8 protein-coding genes are annotated in these 21,193 nt (G+C 37.5%); all 8 read right to left on the bottom strand.

The window, feature by feature from the left end; all coding sequences use genetic code 11:
- Nucleotide 1: 1 nt before the first annotated feature.
- Entirely contained in the window at nucleotides 2–424 is a 423-nt protein-coding gene (locus AAEU33_RS11340; protein WP_172279721.1) for a PaaI family thioesterase, read from the bottom strand.
- Between the two features lie 165 nt (nucleotides 425–589).
- Complete coding sequence (locus tag AAEU33_RS11335) at nucleotides 590–2,710, bottom strand: DNA topoisomerase 3 (RefSeq protein WP_345987553.1); 2,121 nt, start codon at nucleotides 2,708–2,710, stop codon at nucleotides 590–592.
- Between the two features lie 158 nt (nucleotides 2,711–2,868).
- The gene (locus AAEU33_RS11330) at nucleotides 2,869–3,162 is read right to left on the bottom strand and encodes a GNAT family N-acetyltransferase (protein ID WP_172279285.1); all 294 of its coding nucleotides are present in this window, start codon (nucleotides 3,160–3,162) and stop codon (nucleotides 2,869–2,871) included.
- Nucleotides 3,163–3,430: 268 nt separating this feature from the next.
- The gene (locus AAEU33_RS11325) at nucleotides 3,431–4,993 is read right to left on the bottom strand and encodes a hypothetical protein (RefSeq protein WP_172279287.1); all 1,563 of its coding nucleotides are present in this window, start codon (nucleotides 4,991–4,993) and stop codon (nucleotides 3,431–3,433) included.
- A gap of 2 nt (nucleotides 4,994–4,995) precedes the next feature.
- Nucleotides 4,996–6,444 carry a hypothetical protein gene (locus AAEU33_RS11320; protein WP_345987550.1) on the bottom strand — a complete coding sequence of 483 codons (1,449 nt, stop codon included), beginning with the start codon at nucleotides 6,442–6,444 and terminating at the stop codon, nucleotides 4,996–4,998.
- A 2-nt stretch (nucleotides 6,445–6,446) separates the two neighbouring features.
- Complete coding sequence (locus AAEU33_RS11315; RefSeq protein WP_345987548.1) at nucleotides 6,447–7,907, bottom strand: hypothetical protein; 1,461 nt, start codon at nucleotides 7,905–7,907, stop codon at nucleotides 6,447–6,449.
- Between the two features lie 87 nt (nucleotides 7,908–7,994).
- Nucleotides 7,995–14,177, bottom strand: a complete 6,183-nt coding sequence (locus AAEU33_RS11310; protein WP_345987546.1) for a hypothetical protein — start codon at nucleotides 14,175–14,177, stop codon at nucleotides 7,995–7,997.
- An 11-nt stretch (nucleotides 14,178–14,188) separates the two neighbouring features.
- Nucleotides 14,189–21,070, bottom strand: coding sequence for a hypothetical protein (locus AAEU33_RS11305; protein WP_345987544.1), 6,882 nt, complete (start codon nucleotides 21,068–21,070; stop codon nucleotides 14,189–14,191).
- Between the last annotated feature and the right edge of the window lie 123 nt (nucleotides 21,071–21,193).

Here is a 21,193-nt window from a genome sequence, read left to right as displayed (position 1 = left end):
CTTATTTAAGTCTCATCATCGTCACCAGTGATGTAGCAACATGGGTTTCGGATGATCCGTTTTCGTCCACTGTATAAATTTCAGTTCTGATCACGCTGATCTTCCCACCTCCTTTTACTACGTATGATTTTGAAATCAAAGCATCTCCCATTGCAGGCCTTAAATAATTAACCTTAAGTTCTATGGTTACTACGTAACAATCATCTTTATAATTGCTTACCGCAGCATATCCCGAAGAAACATCAACCAAAGAAGCGATCATTGCCCCATTAAACATTCCTGCCTTACGGGTCATCATTTCCATCTTTGGGATTTTAATGGATATGAAATCGGTTTCTACTTCAAGAAGCTCCGCTTTGTAGAATTTTAAGGTTTCGGAGCGGTTGAAACTGTCTATGATCAGTTGTTTTTTCTCAGGTGTCATGGATTGAAATATGATTCTTACAAATGTAATAAAAGGATTGAAAATCCCATCAGCACTTTTTAAGGTAAACGCATATAAAATATCAAATCACAAAAATCAAAGATCAGAAAGACCTTGTCCTCTTGTGATTAATCAACAATCTTTAGTTCACAATGATAATTTGAGTTAACCTAGTTGCACCGTAAAATCATCAGATAATGACAGGACACCTTCCGTAAGGGCATCCGGATGCGTACTGAAACCTTTTAATTTAGATGTTTTTGCTTTAAGAATAAGATCCAGAAGTTGTTTTTCTGATAACTTTTTTCCAAAGAGCTCAAACGGTATTTTAAAACCACAATTTTTAAAATCTGAACATCCAACTGCGGTTTTCCCCTTAATCAGATTGTGTTCTTTGCATTTCGGACATTTTGTTTCCTCAAAAGACTGAAGTTCCTTTTTAGGAGCAGGTTCTCGTTTTTTCTTTTCAACCACTTTCTCTTCTTCCTGTAAAGTGATCACTTTTCCTTTCCCGTCCACTACTTTTCTTGTAAGTTCAGAGACCATCTGGATCAGTTCTTCTTTAAACTGATTGGCTTCATATTCACCACTTTCTATTTTCCTAAGCTTTAACTCCCACTCTCCCGTAAGTTCAGGGCTTTTCAACAATTCATCTTCAATAGTATCGATCAGTTGAATTCCGGTGTGCGTCGCAATAAGATTTTTTCTTTTCTTCTCAATATATTTTCGTTTGAAAAGAGTTTCTATGATATTGGCCCGGGTAGAAGGTCTTCCGATCCCGTTGTTTTTCAACATTTCACGCAGCTCTTCATCATCAACCTGCTTTCCGGCAGTTTCCATTGCCCTTAACAACGTTGCTTCGGTATATGGTTTTGGAGGGGATGTCTTTCCCTGATGGATTATTGGATCATGCGGCCCCGTTTCTCCTACTGTAAATTCAGGAATGGTTTGCTCTTCTTCTTTTTCTTTATCCTTATCTGAAGACTCTTCTTTCGGTTCTTTGGCATATACAGCTCTCCATCCCGGCTCTAAAACCTGTCTTCCGCTTGTTTTAAAAGGAATAGTTCCCACTTTTCCTTCTACCAATGTATTGGAAATTTTACATTCGGGATAAAAAACAGAGATGAAACGCTTGGCGATCAGATCATAAATAAGCTTTTCCTCCCTGCTCAGGTTCTGGGATGGTGGAACTTCAGTGGGAATAATTGCATGGTGATCCGTTACCTTCGAATCATCAAAAACAGCTTTGGATTTCGGTATAGGAGCTCCCAATAGCGGAGCAATTAAATCCTGATAAAAGTACATTTTCCGAAGGATTCCTTCTATTTTAGGATATAAATTTTCAGATAGATACGTAGTATCCACACGCGGATAAGTCACGTGCTTTTTTTCATAAAGGCTTTGAATATAATTAAGCGTATTTTCGGCTGAATATCCGTATTTTTTATTCGCTTCCACCTGAAGTCCCGTAAGGTCAAAAAGCCTCAGGTTCTTTTCTTTTCCTTCTTTGATCTCAAATGAAACGATTTCAAAGGGATTTACTTTAAGATATCCCAATCCTTTTTCAGCCCGGTCCAGTGTCTTTAAACGATCAATCGCAGCATTGAAAATAACATCGCGGTATTTCGTTTTAAGTTCCCAATACTCTTCTGTGGTAAAAGCGTCAATTTCTTTCTGACGCTGAACCAACATTGCCAGGGTTGGAGTTTGTACCCGGCCGATAGAAAGAACGGCTTTATTCCCTCCGAATTTTTTCGTAAATAAGCGTGTTGCATTAATACCCAGCAACCAGTCTCCGATAGCTCTGGCATTTCCAGCCAGGTACAGATTTTTGTAATCTTCCGCAGGTTTCAGGTTAGCAAATCCTTCTTTAATCGCATCTTCGGTTAGGGACGAAATCCATAATCGTTGAATCGGCTTATTGCACTTTGCCTTCTGCAATACCCAACGCTGGATCAATTCTCCTTCCTGTCCGGCATCCCCGCAGTTAATGACCTCATCACATTCTTCCACCAGTTTTTCAATTACTTTAAACTGATTTTCAACTCCTTTATTCGGAATCAGTTTTATTCCAAAGTTATTGGGAATGATCGGTAATAAAAACAGATTCCAGGATTTGTACTGCGGACCATAATCATGCGGTTCTTTCAGCGTACATAAATGTCCGAATGTCCAGGTTACACAATAGCCGTTTCCTTCCATATAGCCCTGTTTAGGTGTAGTAGCACCTAAAACTTTGGCGATATCTCTGGCAACACTGGGTTTCTCGGCAATACAAAGTTTCATGAATGTTCGGGATTATTGAAAGGGTTGCAAAAATCGGGATTTTTTTTGACTTTAAAAAACTTATAGCTAATCAATACCGGGAAAAGATTAAACATTGGTAACTGATCATTATAAAGTACAAAAAAAGCTCCCACAGGAAGCTTAATCAATTATTATATTTATTCTTTCAACCAGACATCATTATATTCTTCCGGATGTCTTTTGAACTGCGCAAAAACATAAGGACATAGAGGAACTATTTTCAAATTATTTTCCCTGGCATAAGAAACAAGTTTCTCCAATAGTATTTTAGCAAAACCTTTTCCTTCATGTTCAGGATCTACCTCTGTATGATAAACGGTTAATTTTTGTCCAATAACTGAGATATCCATTTTTCCTATCTTCTGATCATCAGAAAATAACTGAACTTCTCCCCTGTTGTGTGTATTAATAATTACTTCTGTTCTTTCCATTTCTATATTTTTTATCTGTTTTACTATTTAATAAAGTAAAGATAGAATGATTGTTTGTACTACGTCATATCCTATGATAACTTCTCTGTATTTTATATTTATTGTATTCCAAATGGGTTTACAAAATCAAAAATCCCTTTAAACCGAAGTTTAAAAGGGATTAGGTTTATCTTCTAATAGAATTTAGAATTAAGGTTATAGTTTAATAAATTACTTCACATCAATTATCTATTCAAAAAATCTTCAAATTGACTTCTTTGAAAATTAACTAATTGATCATGTTTTTTAAATTTTCAATTTCTTTGTTCTGGGAAATCATATAGAGCGTAAGTTCTTCGATTTTTTGAAGTAATTTCATCTGGAAATCTCCGATTTTCACTCCATCTTTTATTATGTTATCCCCCGATGGAATTTCAGGAAGGTGCTTGTTTTCTCTTACAAAGGATTCCAGCTCATTGATCGTAGGCATTTGATAATCTGGTCTGATAGAAGACTTATTATCAAAATACTTCTGAAAAACATAGTCTGCAGGAACATTGGTATCTACGATCACATCTTCAGCATGAATTTTTCCTTTTACGGTTAGCTTTTGATCAGGATTCTTTGTTCCTATTCCTACATTTCCGCTAGTGCTGATCCTCATGAATTCATTCATAACAACAGGTGAATTAAGGCTGCTTTGCGCACTGGCACTTCCCAGGAATTTCATTCCCTCGTTTCCGAGAGTAATAGCCGTTTTATAGTTTGAAAAACTACCATTGCTGGATACCCAGCCATAAGCTGTGGTAGGTGATGCTTTTGCTCCGTAACTCATATAGGTTTCAGCACCACTTCTTAATGACCCCCAGTTATTAAAAGATCCGTTCTCATATCTTATCGCAAAAGCATTTACTCCTTCTGTGGCAGATTTTGCTCCGGCCTGAATTTCTCCTACGACATCCAGTTTTGTTGCAGGCGCTTCTGTTCCGATTCCTACATTCCCTCTAAGGAAAACGCGATCATCACCAACGGAAAATTTCGCAATACTGCTTCCATACTTTCCTATATAATAATGATCAATCTGATTATTGGTGCCTAAAGCTCCAAAACCTCCCAAATGCTGTGTATTATCAGGTGACACAAAATGATATCCCCTTGACCATTGGGTCGTATACCCAACAATTCCTACACCACTTACGACAGCGGATCCGGCATTTAATAGAACCCGCCCCTGAACATCCAGTGGAGCAAGTGGTTTTTTGGTTCCTATTCCCACATAATCATTATAATTGACATAATGTTTATTTTGTCCCGTCAGTGTATTGGTATAAATATCGGACAATACAGCCTTATCAATTAAAGCCGTTGAATTACAATGCTGGATAAGTCTTATCGCATATACGTTTCCTGATTGGCGTGTATGATATACCGTTACTTTATATTGCCCTATAGAACTGTCCCATACAATATCACTAAGATAAATATGATCTGTAATGGGGCCTGAAGCTTCTATGATTCTCGATACAGGCTGGTACCAGATACCACCACTAGGATTTGCACCAACAATAATTTGTTTTTTAATAATACCTACGGTATTTTCACTATTCCATGCACCAACGATATGTATTTCTACATTCCCGTTGATGGTGGTTCCCAATAATATATCTACCGCCAAATTACTTTCCTGATTAGGAAATCTAACAGAGAAGTCTTTATATTTAAAGCTATTTGGAAATATTGCAGGGTCATCCAAATGTGCATAACTATCCATAAGATCGCTAAATTGGATTTCTGTAGGTCTTTTTCCTGCTTTAAAATAATTTTTTAATTGTGCTATTGTTCTTTTTGCCATAATTAATTAAGTTTTGAATCAATCTCTTTTTTCAGAGAGATTATATAAAGAGTAAGTTCTTCAATTTTCTGAAGCAATTTCATTTGGAAGTCTCCGACCGTAACTCCCTCTTTCAGAATATTATCCCCGGATGGAATTTCCGGAAGATGTTTATTTTCTTTTACAAAGGATTCCAGTTCGTTTAAAGAAAGCATTTGGTAATCCGGTCTGATGGAAGAAGTATCATCAAAATACTTTTGAAATACATAGTCGGCAGGAACATTGGTATCTACAATTACATCTTCTGCATGTATTTTTCCTTTTACAGTTAGCTTTTGATCCGGATTCTGGGTTCCAATTCCCACATTACCGGCGTCTCTGTTCAGAATCAAATTATTCCCAAGAGGGTTAATATATAGTGGTGATGATGCATGACTTTGTATCCAGTTGTACTGCTCATTACTTCCGAACCTCATATTCACCTGAGAAACATCTCCTAATATCAAAGTACCTTCTTGATCAGGGTTCTTTGGAGATGATACAATATTCAGTTTGGCCTGTGGAGCTGAGGTTCCTATTCCTACATTTCCATTAGGCTGTACAGATAGCCTTACAGCTGCATTTGTTACAAAATTAATCGCTCCGTATGTATCACTTAAACCGTTATTTACAATATTAAAGTCACTGTATGTACCAAACCTGAAGCCCGAGCCGGTAAAACCTGAATTAACTTCAAGATCAGCAGTCGAATGATATCTGATGGATAATTTATTGCTTCCTCCTGCAGCATCGTTTCGATCAAACAGGCCTGAAGTATAATTAGTATCTCCTTGACCAGGAAGGGTCTTTACGTGAAGTTTTGCTTCCGGTAGTGAAACACCTACCCCAAAATTGTCATTATAATGGGTATAATGTATTCTTTGCCCTGCAAGAGGATTAGTGTAGATATCAGACAGCTTTACCTCACTAAAATCCTGCGTATCAAAAGGGCAATGATAAGTAATTCTGATATCATATATATTTCCGGCATAATGGGTGTGATAAATAGTTACTTTATATTGATTAATATTTGCATCCCATACTACATCCCCAATATAAATGTGATTAATAATAGGACCTCCCGCCTCCACGATTCTTGAGGTGGGCGTATACCACACCGAGTTATCCGGATTGAAACCCACCTGAAACAATTTTTTGATATTTCCGACACTATTGACATACATCCATGTTCCTACAATTTCTATTTCAAGAGCTCCTGACATGCCCCTGTTGCCCAAAAGAATATCCACAGCCTGATCCGATACATCATGAGGAAAATTGAGATCCAGCCTTTTTTTAATGTAATTCTTAGGAAACAGTTGTGGGTCTTCCAGGTTGGCAAAGCTATCCATGACGTCACCAAATTGCGCTTCCGTAGGTCTTTTTCCAGCTTTAAAATAATTTTTTAATTCTGTAATTGTTTTTTTCGCCATGATTAATTTGTTTTTAAAACATCGATCTCTTTTTTCATTGAGATCATGTATAATGTTAATTCTTCTATTTTCTGAAGCAATTTGATCTGGAAGTCTCCTACTGACAGTCCATTATCTGTCATCTCTTTTGCAGAAGGGATTTCCGGAAGATGACTTTTTTCGGAGATGAATTTTTCAAGATCACCGATCTCTCTTAAATGGTAATCCGATGCAAATACATGGTCCGCAGTGGGTGTCGCAGTAATGACCACATCCTTTGCTTCAATTTTACCATATAAGGCCATATTACCCGCATCTGATAAGAACAACCTTGGTCCATAGGATCCATCCGTAGAATAGCTCCAGAATTGTAATCCATTACCATAGCCCCCTGTCATATTATAAATTGCCCATTGGTGAGCTGTACCGGATGCTGTTTTGGATGGGTTTTGTAAGAGAAGAGCACCGCCTTCATTACTACTAACCTGGGATACCATAATTCCGCGTACATCTAATTTTTGTTGTGGGTTATCTGTGCCAACTCCTATATTTCCATTCGGGACTATCCTCATAAGTTCTGACATCGCAACGGGAGAATCCTGGGCAGCTTGCACATAGTTAGAAGATAAAAATTTAATTCCTTCACCACCAACCGTCACCGCTGTCTTATAACCAGCGTAAGATCCATTACCTGATAGCCAGCCATAAGCCGTCTGATTATCAGCTTTAACGCCATAACCCATGTAAGTTTCTGCGCCACTTCTTAATGATCCCCAATTGTTTACAGATCCATTTTCATAACGGATGGAAAATGCATTGATCCCTTCTGTAGCATCACTTCTACCAGCCTGAACATTACCCCATACATCCAGTTTAGATTTTGGGTTATCAGTTCCTATTCCAATGTTTCCATTATAATATACTGAATGCTTTTTTTGCTCAACTAATGGTTTAACATATATATCAGAAAGCCTTGCCTGATCTACAAATGCCTTATCATAAGAAAACTGTTTGATTCTTACAGCATATGGATTTTGATTGGGACTTGTATGATAAATGGTGAATTTATATTCATTTCTTGCGGAGTCCCATACAATATCTCCAATGTAAATACTTTCTAAAATAGTTCCTGCTGCTTCTGTAACTCTGGCCGTAGTAGGATACCAAACATTTCCATCAGGATTAAGCCCTACCTCAAATTGTTTTTTTATAATACCAACACTTGTCTGATGTGAAAATGTACCTGTAATTTCAACTTCAATACTTCCATTCAGATAATTATTTCCTAAAAGAACATCCACAGCCATATCACCTTGCTGATGAGGAAATTCGAAGTATAAATCTTTATGTTTATAATTATCAGGGAAAATAGTTTTATCGTCTAAGTTGGCAAAGCTATCCAGTAAATCCCCGAATTGGTTTTCTGTCGGCCGCTTTCCTGCTTTAAAATATTCTTTTAAAGCTGCTATTGTTTTTTTTGCCATATTTTTTATTTTTTGATAAACAGTTTCCCCTTTCCTATCTTACCGGGTAAGGAGAAACTGTTGAATCTTTATTAATTGAAGGATTAATTACGGTCTCACAATGAAAGTTCCCTGTAAGATCATTCCGTCTGTTCCGTCGTGAGAAATTCCACTGATATCCATCCAGGTCTCTTCTTTATAGATTGTCAGAATTTTTTCTTCGGTACTGAACATATTCGATGTATTCTGAGACACCATTTTGAAGTGATGATAAAGTACCCTTCCTTCTGCATCTTTAATCTTCATAGGATCTAGTCCTAATTTTTCTACAGGAAGGAAAAACTCATTTCCGGTCATATCGAATGTTTCTTTAAAGAACCATTCTTCAGTATTAGTTGCCGGATTATTGCCAAAGACGTATAGATTTGCTTTTGTAGTATCTTTTTCATCCGTATCTATTCTTGCAATTTCCTTCCAGTTACCCAGAGGACTCATTTTATAAAGATGGTATTTTCCTTTATAGCAAATCTGATCCCAGGATAAGATCACCCAGTTGATCATATCAGAATCTACTGGTTCAGAATGATATCTCAGTACAGGTGCCGGTGGATTATAATTTTCCACTAACATGGTTACCGTTGTCTTTGAAGGTAATGATGGTGCCTGCTCCTGTACCAGTTTATTAGCAGGTGGTGATACGTTATAATCTATTGTGTTGTACTCTACTTTTCTGGAAGCAACTACACGATAGAAAAGTGGATCACCGTAAGGTTTTTCATCCAGATCTTCAAACTCGTCATACACCGTCCATGAACCATTTTCAGGATTCACTTCCACATCAGCAATTTCTACAGATTTGATGTGTTTCATACTCAATATGGAATCTGCATCCAGCTTATTGGTTGCCCTGTAAATAGAAATTTCATTGATCTTGTGTACATCAGTATAAGAGTTCACTTCAATCCTTACTTTTGCAGGAATTCCTAATGTAGCATTATCTACTATTGGTAATAAGCTTAAGATCTTTGGTGGTTCAGCAGGATTAGTATTAACCAGTTTAATAGGTCCCTGGAATTTACTGAACTCTCCCATCTGCAATTGGTTTCCTAATTCTCTTACTCCATAGAAGTAGAAGTTATCGGAGGCACCATCAATCGTAAAATCGGTAAACAGAGTTGAATGGGCAGCTCCTCCCTGACCTTGGTTGTATATAGCTGCCATAGGAGCCATATCAAAATCCGCATGACTGGTAGGCAATAAATATCCTGAAGCATCCCTGATATTCTGTTTTTTATTTTTAGGTCTGTGACCTGTTATATCATTGAAATTAAAATTATGAATCTGCTGATAAATAATCGGTACTTCTGTAAGGGGCAGGAAGCAGTTAATCATCGCTTCTTTAATAAAGTGCCCTAAACGTAATTCATCTGATTGGCCAGGAATAGCCTCAATCACACGATAATTAATTGGATATTGACCATTTTTCCATTTGGTTTCATCTAATAAGTTAGCATATCCGCTTTGTCCTGTTTGTAGCCCAAAATGTTTGTTATGATTCACAATAAAATAATTAATTGCATCAAATAATACGGTACTGTTCGGAAGTGGCAGAGCATATTTCAAAGGGCTATCGGGAGGGAATGCTTCAAATTCTGTTTTTGTTGTATTAAGAAGCATTTCAAAATCCACAAAATTCATCCACCTATCAGTAAAAAACTCTTCATCATTACCTCCAAGAGCATTAAGGTTATTTTTTATTTCCTCAATTTTTAACGATTCATATAAAGAAGCTAACAATACTGCATTATTCGCTCTGAAGAACTGTACTGAATATGGTTTATGCTCATACTCCGTAATAAAGCTGTAGGTTGATTTTCCGAATTTATCCGGTCTGGTTGCATACATAGAACCTTTTGGCTTCCTTGGTGGTTTAGGATCTACAATTCTATTGGCAAACATTATAGCCGGTACGCTGAATTTGGATTTGTACTTAGCGCCTTGCATGTCCACATTGTCATTGTCAACACTCTTAAACCCGAACATAGAATATCTCACATCTTCTCCTTCAGGCGGAAGAATAACTTCTTCTTTCAAATTATTGGCCTCATTCTTATATAAATATATTCTGTAAGAAGGATAATAATTAATTTCAACATCATTCCCCATTAAAGGATCAGACAACTTCATTGGAAAGTCGTTTCCATCGTTAAATACGAATACTGGCTTATGCTGGCTATCTTCTTTTATTTCAAAATTTTCATCATAAACATACAGTACCAGATCTTTATTGGTTCCTATATTTTCCGTACGTACAACTTTGAATATAGAACGTGAATCGCTTGGTGCCGCACCAAAATGTTCATAAGTAAACATTCTGACAATTCCGTTGAACCACTCTACAGAGTCGGAAGTTGCAGAAAACTGTGAATGCTGTGCAAGTTTAAAACCAGGGAAGGTAATTTTATAAACGCCGCGATGTACTTCTTTACCCTGAGCAGGATCGTCAGTAACGACACCCATACTGTTTTGATATTTTGCAATTTTCTCATAATGTCTATGAACCTGAGCATTTTTCCAAAAACCTCTGCTCTTTTCTAAAAATCTTTGTACAGATCCATCCGACTGATGTGTGCTGATTACTTCTCTGTGGATTCCCCAGTCATTAGTCCCAATCTTCACTTTTAATGAGTTAGGATTTTTTGGTCCCCATGTTGGTGTATTCTGCATATTTTCGGTAGCACTGAACAATCCTTCAGTTCCGGGACTGAATGTAGGAAGTACAAGACTGCTCTGATCGATTACCGGTGAAGTACCCGCTATAATAGCCGCACTTGGTGCTTTTTTAAATACTGTAAACTTTAATCCTGAAGATTCCACCTCGATTCCGTTAATGATATAGCTTTCACCGTCCAGCAAGAAAATTCCTCCGATAAAATCATTAATGGTTGTTCCTGCCGGGATTTCCGATTTTAAAATATGTAAAGGAATTGAAGGTTGAGCAGGCATACTTGATCCCGGAGCAATAGTTCCTCCTGAACTTGGAAGGATATAATCTACCGTTTTAATTTCTGCTAAAAGCTGATTATTCGGATGATGACTGATACCGGATACTTTCGCAGAAATCTCTCTCATTGTATAATTTCTATAGAAAATCTCTACTTCATCTGCCATAACTTCTTTATTATCTGGAAATATGGTATCCGGATTCAGATAATAATCATCCGGCAATGTGGAATCAAATGAAATAGGGTATACAATTTCGTCCTGATAAATATGATGGTCAAAGCCCAATCTTACCAATGTTTTATCAGAATCTGTAATAGCCTGTCTACGATCCTGCTCACTCTGAGAAGTTAATGTCACAGGATATTCTTTCTGGATAAGGAAAGCTGTTGTTGCCGTTGGAGGTAATAGCCTGTTGTTAGGCTTGATGTTGGTATCAATTGATAGTTCTTCTCCTCCTGTTTGTGCCCTGGAGAACCAATTGATCCCATACCCTTTATAAAAATAAGTTCCGCTTTTGTCCTGCTTATGCATGTACAATGGAGTATAAGTGTCCGGAATCTGGATCGGCAACGTTTCAAAAGAATTTACCGTCGTATCGATGTTTGAGTACTTGGTATCATGGCACAACTCTGGTTTGAACCAGATAAAATCATCTGTTTTCTCAGGTTCTACCAAACGGTATTCCAGACCTGCATACACTGGAAACGTGAATGAAGAGGCATCAAATCTTTGAGAGGATCCAAAGAATGTCGGGTTTACTTCAAGATCAGGAATCTGTATATTATAAATACTGACATAACGATATTTTCCATTATGAGAATAGCCTTCACTATCATATAAGCCAGCAGATTGCGGATTATCAGAGTCCATTCCTTTATTAAGCTTCAGTAGTTTTACAGGCAATGAAAGCCTTTCGATTTCTGTAGAGACAGGAAGAGACATGGAAAGCAACTGATAGGTCTTGTCAGACGTATTAATATCCAGATTTTGATTGGTATAATATTCTGCAATATAGATATACTCGTTTCCGAAAACATCACTATTGATATCAAGATGACCTAATCCCAGCATTCTGGCCACATGATAATCAAGGGCTGCAATATTCAGAATATCAAGGTTGGAAACCTCCATATCGCCTTGTTCCGGAAGATTGGTACTTATATCAACAACCTGTTGAGAATCTGTAGGTGAAAGGTTAATCGAAATCGTTTCATTCGCTTTTGGATTCGGCTGATTATCGCTAAGCTCTACGTATCTCTTAATAACAGTCTGAATGTCCCTGTCTAGTGGTCCTTGAGACGGATGTTCCCATTTTCTTTTGTAATTTTCCGTATTTACATAAGCTCCATCGTTGTATCGTAACCATGCGCCGTGAACCGGGTTATCCTGAGGAAGAGGATCTAATCTGGAAAATGCTTCATCCGGTTCTGATGTCAGGGAAAACTGTCCTAATTCTGTCCAGGCATTCGCTTGATTTCTGCTGATAATAAAGTCCGAATAAAATTCAAATTTAATCAAGGAAACAAGACATTTGTCAGCTCTAAACCTCAGTGTTTTTGCATTTTCTGCATTAAAATACGATGTAGAAACTTCACTTCCATATAAATTAATTCTATACGAAAGGTGCTGTTGGGAAGGATTATTTTGTTCAGCTACAGAAAGTGCTTCCATATCAATAACAGAATCTTGCTGTTGATTATTTACCTCAAGCTCTGCAGCAAAGAAAATATCAGTTTTACAAAGAATTTCTATCAGCTCATATCCATATACACTTATAAATTTAAGCGGATCTGCCAATGGATCAACCGACTGTCTTACCTGATTGTATCTTGTTTTATTCTTAAAATAGACATAAAAAATCCTTTTGTTGTTATTGAATTTATACACCCACATCTTCTGGTTATCGTCAACAAGCTGGGGAGGAGTATTAAAGTCTAATGTAAAAACTGCTTTTTTATAGGCTGTCCTATAAATTTTCACAAAATCTTCAGGTTTATTGAAATTGTAATCTGATGATGCCAAATTCCCCTTAGGAAGGTGATTTTCACCTAGCTTACCGCCAAACCCCCATCTCAGGTGAATCCCTTTTGTACTATCATCTCCTTTAGATCCGGCTGCCTGGAGATAAAAATTAGGAGTCTGAAGTCCTGAAAATTCATCAAAATTAATTCCGCTTCCATCGTCATCACAAATGCTCATATTCGTATAGGAGGTGGTATTAACTTTCAAGTCACTGGTATCCATACTCAGGTAGATATTCTTGAAACCATAGCTGGCTCCTTTCATATTCATATTGTAAAGATCGGGCTGCCACAATTGTATGGGGAATGATTTACAGTTTGTAATATCACCCTGAATAAAACCTGAATACTCGTGTGAATCTGCATTTCCATGAATTAATAGGGTGTCTCCATCCACTTTGTCTATTACAGAGGTGGTTACACTCAGTTGCTTGATAAATTCAATTGAATGATTATAGTTGGAACATGCAATCTGGCTCTTTTCATTGCATATATAGAAGTTATTTTGTCCAAATGAAAAACGCGTTTTCAGGCCTGTATTAGGTTTGTAGAAATATCCAATATTTTGGTCCGGAAGAACAAGAGCAGGACCATTATTCCATACCCCTGATGCATAGATCTTGTTATTCTGAAAGTATATTCCGTCCAAGGAAACTGTTGCCCCGTTCGAATGATAGGTATACCTTGATGTAGTTGTGGTAAAGTCCGGATTTGTACTAATAACAGTTCCCAGTCCATTTTCATTACCACAGATATAAATTTTACCATTATAAATTGCTAGACCTGAAATCTGAATATTTGCACCTCCTATAGTATCAACAATATTTCTGCTGATTACAATATCTCCGGTCGCATTTATTGCGATAATATAATTATTCTGATATTTAAGATCAAAAAAAGCAAGATAAGTGAGATCTCCGTATGCTTCTGCAAATAAGGCATCTTCCTGGGTAGGATTTGCAGGAAAGTTCCTATACCAGATCACATCACCTTTGATGTTGATACATAAAAGAAAAGGGGTCACTTGATCTTCCAGCCCCAGGATAACATAGTTACCTGAGACTGAAATGATTTTTTTAAAGCTTACTTCTCTGTCGGGATTAGAATAACTTTTACTCCACAGAAGTTTTCCGTTTTCTTTAAGAACAGTAACTACTCCCGCCTTTTCTAAATCTCCTGCATGAAAAACATTACCATTATCTCTATGGGTAAAGTTGATTTTAGCGTTCGAAGTATTATAATTATGATATTTAAAAAAACTCATTTTAGATTTAATTAATTGTTTATTTGTAATTCGTTGATTGTCACTCCACTTCCCGGAAATTCAGTATAAGCTGATCCATCCCAGGATTTATACTTAAACTGTAGTTTTAATTTCAGATCTTTGATTTTATTGCTCTTATGTACCACTAAAATCTGAGAATAGTCTTTAGCATAAATGAGTTGAAAATCTTCAATATGGTTTCCTAAGGCATTAGGAATTACAAGACATTTTTTCACCTCTTCCAATGGAATTCTAGGATCATTGAACGGTTCCGGGTTCCTTATGAGTAAGGCAACTACGTCATTATTGGAGTTGACTATTTTAACAAATTCCGTATTAGTTGGCGGATTTAATGGTTTTAATCCCATTACTCCTTCAAAAGCGCGGTCAAATACCTCTGAATAGGTATTGGCAAGCCCTTTTAAGTTTGGATTTTCAATGCCTTCCGAAGCTAAAATATAGAGGTCATTAAGCTGCTGTTGTTTAAGATCTGCTTTTATCTCATAAATAGCATCCTTTTGTCCTATTACTTCATTTTTATCATTATATTCTTTCAGCTTATAACTTTCTACCTGCTCTTTGAAATCCCTGTATCTTGAAGTTCTAAATACGAACTCATGAATTTTCTGGTTTTCTTCATACACTTTGTAAGGATCTTCCGGTGTTGGTGTGGGCTGTGGATTATAATTTCCGTCCCCGTCATCATCAAAAGCATTATAAATAATGGCTGTATACAGTTTTTCCGGAGTCAGATCCTCCAATTTAACTGAATATTTATATGCTTTTGGTGGTACAGGTTGTCCCAGATTAACAGTACAAGCCATGCCTGTATTGCCCTGGTTAACGTGATTCACATAGTTAAGCATCTGCTGAATTCCCAATGGTAAATTCGGATCGTCTTCTTCCCAGCTTTCTTTAGTTACCGGTATTGTTTCATGTTTTGTCCAGTTTTGAGGTAAAGGATACGGAACACTGATACCCGTTACAGGATCTTTAATCACGATATTAACACTTCCTTTGATCTCACCTACGTCCATGCCATTTACATTATGAGCAGCCCATGTTTTAAGCATATTGTAGATGTAAGGTTTAGTAAATGAAAGTACTATTTTACTCTGCTCATTACCATAGAATAATGGTTTTGCCATCAGAAGGTCTCCGTCTACATTAGGATATGATTTTTTCATATCGATATATGATTTCAGGGAAGTAATCGGGTATTCATCTATATTTTTCTTCTTATTAGGAATTGGATTTCCATGTTCATCTTTAAGATTTTCAATATAGCTTTCCTTTTTCTTTTCAAAGTGTCCGATAGGGCCTGCTGTTTTAAATGCGAAGTAATAGTTAATGATATGGGGCGTATCTCCATTTACATTATCTTTCAATTTAAGATTGATATAGTATACACTGTTTGGTCTCCAAACCGGCTGTACCACTTTGCTCATTGCCTCCTGCATCAGCTTCATATCTTCTGTTACAGCATCCTGTGATGGGATGGTCTGCTGATATTCATATTCTTCCGCCGTGATCCAATTCACTTTGTGGAACAATGTATAGCAATTCGACACTGCGCCTCCATCACCATCATTATTACATCCGCAATTTCCAAGATTAAAAATAACATCATGGATTTCTTTTGTTAATTGTAATGCACCGAATATGGTAGCTCCCTCCATATTCAGATAGGCTTCCAGTTTTCCGATAAGATCTTTTACATATCCAATCCCCTGAATAAGATTATATTCCGGGAAGTCTTTATCAAAACTAAAGATCGTATCCATGAAGGTAATAAAGCATTTTCTGCTGTATCTTAGCTGTGTGACCCCATCAACTCCCTGATAAACAATACACTGATTAAGATTATACATCAGTTCGGTAAGAAAATTACAAAGTCTGGTATCTTTATCACATGGTTCCGGTTCTGAATTACAGCCACAATCCGGTGTAAATTTCAGACTAACAGGCTTTTGATTGATTTTGTTAATCTTAATAATAACTGCTTTATTGATTGTCTCCTTAGGATAATCACTTGAATAACAAACATCTACTCCAGTTCCTTTATCTGAGATTTTAGTAATCACAGAATTGTGCTTAATGAATTGACTTAACGGACCGTGAGGAAGGTACAGGAATATTACAGAATGTGTATTAAAATCAACATATGGTACGGTCGTTTCTCCTGTGATCGTTCTATATTGTACATCATAATCTGTCCAGTCATTCGCCACATTAGACATATCAAAATTCAGAACCCCAAACATTCCGTTGTATCCATTTTCTACATGCATCACATTGAAATCAAGTTCGTTGCATTGAGAAGTAGTACATCCTCCATTTTTCAGTTCTTTCAACTGTTCAACAAGCGCATCGTATTCAGCCTGTTCTGCAGGCGATAAAACTATACTGATTACCTCACCGGTTGTATTTGCAGTCGCATTAGCCCAGATCTGATCAATCTGTGCATTGATATTGTCAATATCCTGTTGATTGGCGTTATATGGAATAATTTCTATCTTACTTACATATTGTCCGGCATAATCAGCCGCTTCATAAATCAGCTCTGTTCCCAGTTCTGCTTTTGTCTTTGTGACTTCATCGATCAAAGCATAACTCTGATAAATAGCAGTCGAGAATACATCTTTATAATATCTGATCTTCACCGAGCTTGCCATCGTAGAAAGTAATAATCGTAGCCTTGCTGATGCTTCAGGAAGTAAAACGACCATCGTATTTCCATTGGTCATCTTTAATGATCTCGGATAGTTATGTGGATTGGATGCATTGGAAACCATAAGGTAATCAGTAGCATCTGATACTGTTCCTAAAAGATTGTAGTACGCTCCATTAATTAAGTTATAGGGTGCTCCTGCAGGTGAATAATATACAGTTCCTACTGCTTTATCTTTTACATTAGACTCATGCCATACAACTTCAGATTCGGTACAGAATAATGATGAAGGTGTAATTCCATATTGCTCAGGAATAAACCATCCCGGTTGTGCAGAGTCTAAGAATGAAAATGGCGTAGATGCCAAAATCCTGATGGTATCATACTTATCATTTGTCTTCTGCCAGAATCCTAATTTAAATTTATCCAGATTAGCAATGCTGTTTGCTTCATTCTGAGTCAGCACGGCTCTGTAAGGATTGTATTTATTCCATGCAGTTCCCTGCTTATTAAGAATTTTAATCTCAACATCTTCAATGGAATACTGGTGTTTCACCTGGCGAAGGACGTGACCTCCAGGCTGGGTTTTCTGAGGCGGAATAAGATCTGTAAATTCACTTGCTCCGTTGGTATGTCCTCCGATTTTCTCGCCTGCAGTAGAAGTTGGAATAAGTCCTTTTTCAATTTTGATATCGATATAGGTATCCAATGGAATGGTAGGCAGTTTTTCGTGATCTTTAATTGCCGGTAACGGAACATCGCCAACCTGTACAACTGGAAGATCGAAGGTCTCACTGGTCAACATATGAACTCCTTTCACCGCATTTTTCAACCTTTCTTCTTTCGGATAATCAATCTCTGGTGGGTCTGATTCGTAAGTAAGAGGCGGTACAGCACTTGTATCTACCTTATCGTTTTTCTCCCATTTGATGCTTAAGTGTACTTTAAGTTTAATTTTAAAAATGGCCAGTTTGATCTTGAGCTCGAATTTAAATTCCGCAAGAATCAGGAACGGAAATACAAGCTCTACTCTGAAATAGATAGAGATAAACAAAGCAACACTTACAATGAAAAGATTGATCTCTGCTCCTCCTTCCACATAAATATATCCTCCTACCTGTGGCCTTTCAAAACTGATATGCGCTCCCACTTCAATAGCGGCATACACTTTTACAATGATCAGGTTCAGGTTGAAATCTACTCTTGCTCCGGCTTCAATTCCCTTAGCGGCAATCATCAGATAAGATTCTGCCTTAATATTCACCGAATCTTTAAACAGACTGGCCCTGATCGGTTTATCCCTTGTTCCGAAATTAACATACCATGGTCTTTGGTTTTTAAAGAAGAAGCCCATCTGAACTTCGGCCTTAATATCAATGAATGATCCGTTATTTTTGTTGAGCTGGAAGTTACCTCCTGCTCCAATTTCCAGTGAATTATCACCTACAATTACAAATGCGTAGAATGGCGGAACTTTAGGGTCATCTTCTGTTAATCCAAGACGTTCACTGATAATCGTTAATCCGGCATCAATCGCAAACATACTTGGTACTGAAAGCAATACCATTGCTCGTAATGAGGCAAGACGCCCATCTAAGGTGGCCAGGGAAGCTCCTGCTCCAAAGGAGAACGGTGCACTATACTTTTGAGTAAACTGAGGCCCGATAAATTTATCTGTATTGATTCCTCGCTGCGGATGCACATAATAATCGTACCAAGTGTCATTTTCCGTCATTCCGATCGCCTCTTTTTCAGCTACATATCGGTATCCGATGAGTCCACGGAATCCGAAAATACCAAATGAACCTAATGGGATCACGAACGGCAGTTCAACACTTGCATCTACCAGGAATCCCGGATATTTAGGATCAAAAGCCATTTCTGCAGAACCGGAAATATTCATTTTCGGTAACTGAAGAGAAACTTTTCCTCTGTATTCTGTGGATTTTCCCGGCTCCGGAATGGTAAGAGCCCCTTTGATAATGGCTACGGCGGCACTTGCACTTGCTGTTCCCGGAATTACCAGGTCTACTTCTAAGGTTGAAATATGGAAGTAATCATCTTTAGTTCCACCGAACTCATCGTTATCAGCAGTATAATAGTATTTTACCCCATTACCTCTTACATCAAGACCTAGTGGATTGATATTGATCCCACCATCAAATCCGATATAATTATAGGTCCGCATATTCCCTTTATACATTCGCTGTATGGTTCCCATATGGATGGCTGTAACCGCCATACGGACCGGACCTAAATTCAGGTGAAGATTGGTTGGAATGATAGAACTTCCGCCTGCAATTTCAAATTTACCGTTAGCATAATAACGGATAGCCGGCAGATCAATTCCTTCTTTTCCTAACAATCTTTCTCCAAATGAATCTTCAGGGAAGGTGATCTTAGTATCCGCTTCTACATAGAAGTTATCATTTTTCTTCCCGATTTCTATTCTTTGCAAATAAAAGGTAAGGATGTTAAAAAGATTCATTTTCAGACCAAAAGGCAGAATGGCAGCAGAAAGTTTGAAATTTTCTTTACTTTCCCATTCTCCTACAACGTCAATGACCATATCCAGGCCGTTATAATCTTTGAATTTTTTGATTTTCAGTCCGGCATGTAATGAGGAATGCACTACCTGTCCCTGGTGGAAATCAATATCAAATTTGCTGAATCCTAATTCCCATGATTTCTCGGTATCTTTCCCAAGATTAAACCATAGGGTACGGTTAGCATCATCAAGACTATCCACAGACAGACTTGCCAGAAACTTATAATAGTCCTCTTCTTTCTGGAATTCCCTGTAATCTCCTGCAACGGTTCTTAATCCCATTGGATAAACGAACTTAAGTTCAGAAGGGGATGCCAAACCGTTCATGAAAGTCATCAGTTCATCCATGCTATGAATATCTGTTTCATTAGAACTGCTCATGGATTTCACTTTCAGATTATTATAATCCAGCGTAAAAAACTTGCTGAAATAATCAACGACTTTTGTTTCTGTTCCTACTGTTTTTACGGCGTAAGTAGGTCTAATGGCAATATTTCCCGAGAGTCCTCCGGTTCCGATCAGCATATGATTGGCTGAAATACCTATGGTTTGTTGGGTATTTCCTTCAGGATTTTTCTTTTTAAACCATTTTTTAGGAAGGAAAATTTCGGTGTATTCCATGTAGACTCCCATAAATTCCTTAGGTCTTCCGTCTGCGTCGGCTTCAGCAATATTTTCCGTTTTGCTCAGGTCTATTTTCAGATTGTGAATATCGATGATAAAACCTGTGTTTCCAATCTGAGCAGGATTACTCATATTCAGGACCAGATCCATATTGTATCCGAAACCTTTTTCAGTATCCGCATAGAATAAAGCTTCCCCAAAGCTGAGGGTTACTTTTTTAGTTTCATCTTCAATGACCTCTAAGGGAGCAGTAGGGTGTTTTAATGGGTTTACCGGTTTTAAAATACTTCTCGGAAACTCAATCGCTGCCGACAACATTAAGGTTGCCTTAAATTTCGGAATGGCCACCTCTTTGATGAACTCATCAATATCCTGCGGCATTAATGCTTTGAAGAAAGTTTTGACCTTTTCTGCGGTATCCTGAAGATCGTTTGAAAGTAAATAAGTTGCAAAAGCAACAAGGGATGCGTATTTTTGATTTGAGTTCTGGTAGATATCTTCTACAATTTTTGTTATTGTAGTTGCTTCGTTTACTACCAGTCCTAAATTATGCTTAGCATTAATATCAGTCGCAAACTGCATCAGAGGTGTGGTATTCTGATTAGCTGGAGTGACAAATGTATTCACAAAGTGTGCAATGGCCTGTTCTTCCGTTACGTTGAGCACTCTCAATGCCACCTCGAAGATCTGCTGAGGCTCAAAGGAAAAATTTCCTAAACTGAAATAGCGTAAATACGCCAGGATCTTCCATTGGTATTCAACGGTAATGGGAAATGCGGAGATAGCGGAGTCATCTGTTCCGTTCAGAACCAATGAAATCCCCGTTCCCGGAATTTCAATATCGATTCTCTTGGAAACGACAGATAAGCTGTAAAAAGCCGAATCCCCTTTCGGTCCTTTACTATACTGTAAATCTTTATAATAGATTTTATCGAGGAGGTTCGTAATCCCCGGTTTTAAGAATCCCAGAAGGTCCGGGATGTCGTCTTTTGTAACCACAGAGGATAACCTCGGGTAATACCTGTGTGTTACCGGTGTTTGATTTGACATAAAAATAATTTTGTGTTTGGGTGAGTGGAAGGCTTTCGTTTAGGCAAACAAAAGCCTTATTAAGTAGGGTTTACTTAACTTAATTTCTCGTGGTGACGCAATGTTTTTAAATATTAAGATATT

The sequence above is a fragment of the Chryseobacterium sp. Chry.R1 genome (assembly GCF_039645525.1).
Taxonomy (GTDB): Bacteria; Bacteroidota; Bacteroidia; order Flavobacteriales; family Weeksellaceae; genus Chryseobacterium; species Chryseobacterium proteolyticum.
Note: the sequence above shows the minus strand (reverse complement) of the source record. Positions and strands in the feature narration are given on the sequence as shown.

What these genes read in the sequence shown, in the direction of transcription:
- AAEU33_RS11335 (WP_345987553.1), bottom strand. Translation starts at nt 2,710, where the DNA reads ATGAAACTTTGTATTGCCGAGAAACCCAGTGTTGCCAGAGATATCGCC.
- AAEU33_RS11320 (WP_345987550.1), bottom strand. Translation starts at nt 6,444, where the DNA reads ATGGCGAAAAAAACAATTACAGAATTAAAAAATTATTTTAAAGCTGGA.
- AAEU33_RS11315 (WP_345987548.1), bottom strand. Translation starts at nt 7,907, where the DNA reads ATGGCAAAAAAAACAATAGCAGCTTTAAAAGAATATTTTAAAGCAGGA.
- AAEU33_RS11310 (WP_345987546.1), bottom strand. Translation starts at nt 14,177, where the DNA reads ATGAGTTTTTTTAAATATCATAATTATAATACTTCGAACGCTAAAATC.
- AAEU33_RS11325 (WP_172279287.1), bottom strand. Translation starts at nt 4,993, where the DNA reads ATGGCAAAAAGAACAATAGCACAATTAAAAAATTATTTTAAAGCAGGA.
- AAEU33_RS11305 (WP_345987544.1), bottom strand. Translation starts at nt 21,070, where the DNA reads ATGTCAAATCAAACACCGGTAACACACAGGTATTACCCGAGGTTATCC.
- AAEU33_RS11330 (WP_172279285.1), bottom strand. Translation starts at nt 3,162, where the DNA reads ATGGAAAGAACAGAAGTAATTATTAATACACACAACAGGGGAGAAGTT.
- AAEU33_RS11340 (WP_172279721.1), bottom strand. Translation starts at nt 424, where the DNA reads ATGACACCTGAGAAAAAACAACTGATCATAGACAGTTTCAACCGCTCC.